The organism is Stenotrophomonas maltophilia (assembly GCF_013464915.1).
In the GTDB taxonomy this organism is placed as follows: Bacteria; Pseudomonadota; Gammaproteobacteria; order Xanthomonadales; family Xanthomonadaceae; genus Stenotrophomonas; species Stenotrophomonas maltophilia_AT.
The window spans coordinates 1-6228 of sequence record NZ_RAVT01000084.1; the positions used below are offsets into that span (position 1 = coordinate 1).

At 67.1% G+C, this 6228-nt stretch carries 3 protein-coding genes; 2 read left to right on the forward strand and 1 reads right to left on the reverse strand.

The window, feature by feature from the left end:
• The first annotated feature begins 189 nt into the window (after positions 1 to 189).
• A complete protein-coding gene (locus D7T59_RS20940) occupies positions 190 to 2946 on the forward strand; it encodes a TonB-dependent receptor (RefSeq protein WP_180853519.1) in 2757 nt (918 codons plus the stop codon).
• A gap of 358 nt (positions 2947 to 3304) precedes the next feature.
• Here the strand turns inward: D7T59_RS20940 and D7T59_RS20945 are convergent, their stop codons facing one another.
• A complete protein-coding gene (locus D7T59_RS20945; protein ID WP_180853518.1) occupies positions 3305 to 4918 on the reverse strand; it encodes an alpha-glucosidase in 1614 nt (537 codons plus the stop codon).
• A 214-nt stretch (positions 4919 to 5132) separates the two neighbouring features.
• On the opposite strand from D7T59_RS20945, the gene D7T59_RS20950 reads away from it, so the two are divergent.
• The gene (locus D7T59_RS20950) at positions 5133 to 6131 is read left to right on the forward strand and encodes a polyprenyl synthetase family protein (protein WP_180853517.1); all 999 of its coding nucleotides are present in this window, start codon (positions 5133 to 5135) and stop codon (positions 6129 to 6131) included.
• The last annotated feature ends 97 nt before the right edge of the window (positions 6132 to 6228 follow it).

Sequence of the window (6228 nt, forward strand, 5' to 3'; positions counted from 1 at the left end):
GCCACTACCGCACGAGCTACCTGAAAGCGATTACAACCCTGCAAGCACCATTGAATACGTATGCAGGGTGATTCCCGCGAAGAACACGCTGCCTACCATAGCGGCGACGACAGCGGCCACCGCGTCGCACGTCCTCGGCCCTGCCGGGACGCTCACGAATCGATCTGCAACATTGCCTGGGAGGGGAAAATGTTGAACCACAAGCGCAGTGCGCTGAGTCTCGCGCTGGCCGTTGTACTGGCGCCGACGCTGGCGTCGGCACAGTCCACGCAGAGCACCACCACGCCGGCCGGCACCGCCGCCACCAACCTGGACACGGTGCAGGTCACCGGCATCCGCCGCGGCATCGAGAGCGCGATCGCGGTCAAGCAGGACGCCACCTCGGTGGTCGAGGCGATCTCCGCCGAAGACATCGGCAAGCTGCCCGACGTCAGCATCGCCGAATCGATCTCGCGCCTGCCCGGCCTGGCCGCCCAGCGCGTGGCCGGCCGTGCGCAGGTGATCAGCGTGCGCGGCCTGTCGCCGGACTTTGCCACCACCCTGCTCAACGGCCGCGAAGTGGTCAGCACCGGTGACAACCGCGGCGTCGAGTTCGACCAGTACCCGTCCGAGCTGGTCAACGGCGTGACCGTGTACAAGACCCCGGATGCCGCACTGGTGGGCCAGGGCCTGTCGGGCACCATCGACATGCAGACCGCGCGCCCACTCAGCTTCGGCGAACGCGTGATCGCGGTCAGCGGTCGCTACCAGAAGAGCTCGCTCGGCCGCGCCGCCAATGTCGATCCGTACGGCAACCGCTTCAGCGCCAGCTATATCGACCAGTTCCTGGACAAGACCCTGGGCATCGCCATCGGCTACGCGCACAGCGACATGCCGATCCAGGAGAACCAGGTCGGCCTGTATGAGCCGTGGACCACCGAGCACACCGACAAGGGCAACCGCCCCGGCGTTGCCGCGGGCACCTACTTCTCCGATGGCATCAAGGCGCTGCGCCGTACCGGCAACAACAAGCGCGACGGCGTGATGGCCACGATCCAGTTCCGGCCTAACAACAGCTGGACCAGCACCTTCGACGCGTTCCACACCGAAGCCGAGCAGATCGACACCGCCAACCAGTTCGAGCTCAACCTGAGCAACTACAACGGCAATTACACGCCCGGCCTGCTGGTCAGCAATCCGCAGGTCAACGCCAATGGTTCGTTCACCGGTGGCACCGCCAGCGGTGTCTACCCGCTGGTGCGCGGCATGTACAACAAGCGCAAGGACAAGATCGACGCGTTCGGCTGGAACAATGAGTTCAACTTCAGTGGCGTCAAGCTGGTCGCCGACCTGAACTACTCCAAGGCCACCCGCGATGAGCTGAACCTGGAAAACAACCTGCAGCTGACCCCGATGCCGCAGCTGGATACGGTCGGCGTGTCGATCCGCCAGAACGGCTTCTCGCAGATCAGCCCGGGTCTGAACTACTCCAATCCCGATGCGCTGTTCCTGACCAACACCATCTACGGCTCCGGCTACGGCAAGGTGCCGCAGGTGGAAGACCGCCTGAAGGGCGGCAAGCTGGCCGCGACGATTGCGCTGCCCGAGGCCATCGCTTCGTGGGCGCCGGACCTGGACATCGGCGTGAACTACGCCGACCGCCGCAAGGTGAAGACCCAGTCCGAAGGCAACATCCTGCTCGGTGCACAGGGCGATGCCAACATCGCCTCGGACCTGCAGTACCGTCCGGTGGACCTGAGCTTCGCCGGCCTCGGCACCATCCCGGCCTGGAACGTGCCGGCCGCGGTCGGTCGCTACATGACCTTCAATCCGGTCGACAACCTGGACTACCTGATTCCCAAGTCGTGGACGGTGCAGGAAAAGATCACCACCGCCTGGGCGCGCCTGAACATCAACACCGACATCGGCGTGGTCGGCGTGCGCGGCAACATCGGCGTGCAGATGCAGCACACCGACCAGAGCTCGGATTCGCGCTACTGGGACAGCTCGCAGCCGGCCGGCAGCAACATCCAGCCCTACTCCGCAGGCCGCACGTACAACGACTGGCTGCCGAGCTTGAACCTGGCCTTCATGTTCCCGCACCAGCAGACGCTGCGCTTCGCCGCCGCCAAGCAGGTCGCACGCCCGCGCGTGGACCAGATGCGCGCCGGCCTGGAATTCGGCGTGGATACCGGCACCGGCCGCCCCGGCGGCAGTGGTGGCAACCCGTTGCTGGACCCGTGGCGTGCCACCGCGCTGGACCTGTCCTATGAGAAGTACTTCGGCGAGAAGGCCTACGTGGCCGCCGCGATCTTCTACAAGGACCTGAAGAGCTACGTCTACACCCAGTCGGTGGACAACTACGACTTCACCGCGCTGCTGGGCAGCTACGTGCCGCCGCCGGGCATGACCTCGCCGGTGCTGACCACCGGCACCTTCTCCGCGCCGCAGAACGGCAAGGGCGGCACGCTGAAGGGCCTGGAACTGACCGCGTCGTTCCCGCTGGACATGCTGACCGACACCCTGCGTGGCTTCGGCGTGCAGGCCAGCGCGACATTCAACAAGAGCGACATCACCATCCTGGATCCGGAAAGCGCGTCCAGCGTGGGCACCGATCCGATCAGCCTGCCCGGCCTGTCCAAGCGCGTGTACAACTTCACCGCGTACTACGAACGCAGCGGCTTCGAGGCACGCGTGAGCCAGCGCCGCCGCTCGGACTTCATCGGTGAAATCGGCAACTTCAACGGCAACCGCAGCCTGCGCTACGTGGTGGGCGAAAACGTGACCGATGCGCAGGTCAGCTACACCTTCAGCGACAGCAGCGCCCTGCGGGGCCTGACTCTGCTGCTGCAGGGCAGCAACCTGACCAACGAGCCGTACCGCACCTATGCCGGCAGCAAGGACCGCCCGCTGGAGTACATCGAGTGGGGCCGCACCTACATGCTGGGCGTGAACTACAAGTTCTGACCACGACCGGGTAGTGCCGGCCGCTGGCCGGCAACCCTGATTCGGTAGTGCCGGCCGCTGGCCGGCAACCCTGATTCGGTAGTGCCGGCCGCTGGCCGGCAACACAAGGGGAGCAGGACCGGAAACCCGCTGCGCAGGCAGCGGGCTTTCTTTTGCGCGAATGCCGGCCGTTGGTCGGCAAGGCCCATCCACGCATGGCGTGGATCTACAGAACGGACGACGCGGCCTTCGCACGGCACCAGATCAACGGGTCGGCAGATCCACGCCATGCGTGGATGCCGTTCACCAACCGCACCCACAAAAAAGGGACGGGGCGCTTCGGCCCCGTCCCCGCAAGTACCGCCACCGGAGAAAACGGTCAGCTGCGTCGGGCGCAATACACCGCGCGCGGCGGCAGCTGGAGTTCATTGCCCTGCACCGTGCCCGCATCCGGGCCCGGCACCGCCACCTGCTGCCAGTTGCCCGGCGGCAGCGGATGGCTCACCGCCTCGGCCGACAGGTTGAAGGCCAGCAGGAGGGTTTCATCTGCAAGCATACGCTCGAACAGCAGCACTGGCTCAGTACTGTCGATGAACCGGATGCTGCCATGCAGAAGCGCCGGCTGGCCATGCCGCCAGGCCAGGAATGCCCGGAACGCGGCCAGGACCGAGTGCGGGTCGCGCTCCTGCACGGCCACCGCCGCCGCCCGGTGCTCGGCCGGGATCGGCAGCCAGGGCTTGCCGGAGGTGAAGCCAGCCAGCGGAGCGTCGGTCCACGGCAGCGGGGTACGGCAGCCGTCGCGGCCCTTGAAATTCGGCCAGAAGGTGATGCCGTAGGGGTCCTGCAGCGCCTCGAACGGCACCTCGGCCTCGGCCAGGCCCAGCTCCTCGCCCTGGTACAGGCACACCGAGCCGCGCAGCGAGCACAGCAGCGCCACCAGCATCCGGGCCAGGCGCGGATCGGCCGGGTGCCCGCCCCAGCGGCTGACCGCCCGCTCCACGTCGTGATTGGAAACCGCCCAGCACGGCCAGCCCTCGGTCATCGCCGCTTCCAGGCGCGAGACCGTGTCGCGGATATAGGCCGCGCTGTAGTCGTCCACCAGCAGCTCGAAGCTGTAGCCCATGTGCAGGCGGCCGTCCTGGGTGTACTCGGCGGTGGTGGCCAGCGAGTCCTCCGAGGAGATCTCGCCCAGGCTGACCGCACCCGGGTACATGTCCAGCAGCGCGCGCAGCTGCTCCAGGAACGGCAGGTTCTCCGGCTGGGTGTTGTTGTAGTAGTGGTACTGGTAGGCGTACGGGTTGTCCGGGCTGAAGCCGCGGCCCACGCGCTTGTCCGCCGGCTTGGGCGGGTTGTCGCGCAGCTGCGCATCGTGGAAGCAGAAGTTGATCGCATCCAGGCGGAAGCCGTCCACGCCGCGGTCCAGCCAGAAGCGCACGTTGTCCAGCGTGGCCTGCTGCACGTCCGGGTTGTGGAAGTTCAGGTCCGGCTGGTCGACCAGGAAGTTGTGCAGGTAGTACTGCTCTCGGCGCGGCTCCCACTGCCAGGCGCCGCCGCCGAACAGCGACAGCCAGTTGTTGGGCGGGGTGCCGTCCTCGCGCGGGTCGGCCCACACGTACCAGTCGGCCTTGGGGTTGGTCCGGTCCTGGCGGCTCTCGCGGAACCAGGCGTGCTCGATCGAGGTATGGCTCAGCACCTGGTCGATCATCACCTTCAGGCCCAGACCGTGCGCCTTGGCCAGCAGGCGGTCGAAGTCGTCCAGGCTGCCGAACAGCGGGTCGACGTCGCGATAGTCGGCGATGTCGTAGCCGAAGTCGGCCATCGGCGACTTGAAGAACGGCGAGATCCAGATCGCGTCCACGCCCAGCGCGGCAATGTGGTCCAGCCGCTCGATGATGCCCGGCAGGTCGCCCACGCCATCGCCGTTGGCATCGAGGTAGCTGCGCGGGTAGATCTGGTAGATGACGGCTCCGCGCCACCATGGATAGTGCGACATCGACAGCCCCCCTCCGGGCATGCAGGGCCCGCCGGAAGCGGGCCGAAATCCTGTTCCGGCAAGCTTAGCGGCGGCCTCCCGGGCATGGCGCAACCTGCATACGTATTCACGCAGGCGGCAGCCTTGGCCAGGCCGCGGACGCCGGCCAGCCCGGTTTGCGCCCGAATTCACGGCCAGCGCCTATAATCAGTGGTGAGCCTGAAAGCCTGATCGCATGACCATCACCGAAGACACCCGTCCCGCCCTGGGCCTGCCCCAGATCCAGTCGCTTGCCGCGGCCGACATGGCCGCCGTCGACGCCCTGATCCGGCGCCGGCTGTCCTCGGACGTCGTGCTGATCAACCAGATCGCCGACCACATCATTTCCGCCGGCGGCAAGCGCCTGCGCCCGATGCTGGTGATGCTGGCCGGCCGTGCGGTCGGCAACGTCGGCGCGGACCACCACCAGCTGGCCGCGATCATCGAGTTCATCCACACCTCCACCCTGCTGCACGACGACGTGGTGGACGAATCCAGCCTGCGGCGTGGCCGCAGCACCGCCAACGCGCTGTGGGGCAACGCGCCGAGCGTGCTGGTCGGCGACTTCCTGTACTCGCGCAGCTTCCAGCTGATGGTCGAGCTGGAACGCATGTCGGTGATGCAGATCCTGGCCGATGCCACCAACCGCATCGCCGAGGGTGAGGTGCTGCAGCTGCTGCACGTGCACAACCCGGACACCGACGAAGCCGCGTACCTGCGCGTGATCGAGCGCAAGACCGCAGTGCTGTTCGCCGCCGGCACCCGCCTGGGCGCGCTGGCCAGCGGCGTGAACGAAGCCACCCAGCAGGCCCTGTTCGACTACGGCATGCACCTGGGTTACGCGTTCCAGATCGCCGACGACGTGCTGGACTACTCGGCCAACGCCGAAGAACTGGGCAAGAACCTGGGCGACGACCTGGCCGAAGGCAAGGCGACCCTGCCGCTGATCCACGCCATGGCCCATTCGGACGACGCCACCCGTGAGCGCCTGCGCAGCATCGTGCAGGACGGCGATGCCTCGGCGATGCCGGAAGTGCTGGCCGCGATCCGCGCCACCGGCGGCCTGGAGTACAGCCGTGCGCGTGCCGAGGAATACGCTGAGGCCGCCGAGCGCGCGCTGGACGGCCTGGCTGACAACGACGCCGTGGCCGCCCTGCGTGGTCTGGCCCGTTACGCGGTGCAGCGCTCGCATTGATGGAGGGCGTGCCGACCAACGGTCGGCACCCACGGAAGCACCGGTAGGTGCCGACCGTTGGTCGGCACGGAAACACCGGTAGTGSCGGCCGCTGGCC

Coding starts and splice junctions, on each gene's coding strand:
- D7T59_RS20940 (WP_180853519.1), top strand. CDS start 190: ATGTTGAACCACAAGCGCAGTGCGCTGAGTCTCGCGCTGGCCGTTGTA.
- D7T59_RS20945 (WP_180853518.1), bottom strand. CDS start 4,918: ATGTCGCACTATCCATGGTGGCGCGGAGCCGTCATCTACCAGATCTAC.
- D7T59_RS20950 (WP_180853517.1), top strand. CDS start 5,133: ATGACCATCACCGAAGACACCCGTCCCGCCCTGGGCCTGCCCCAGATC.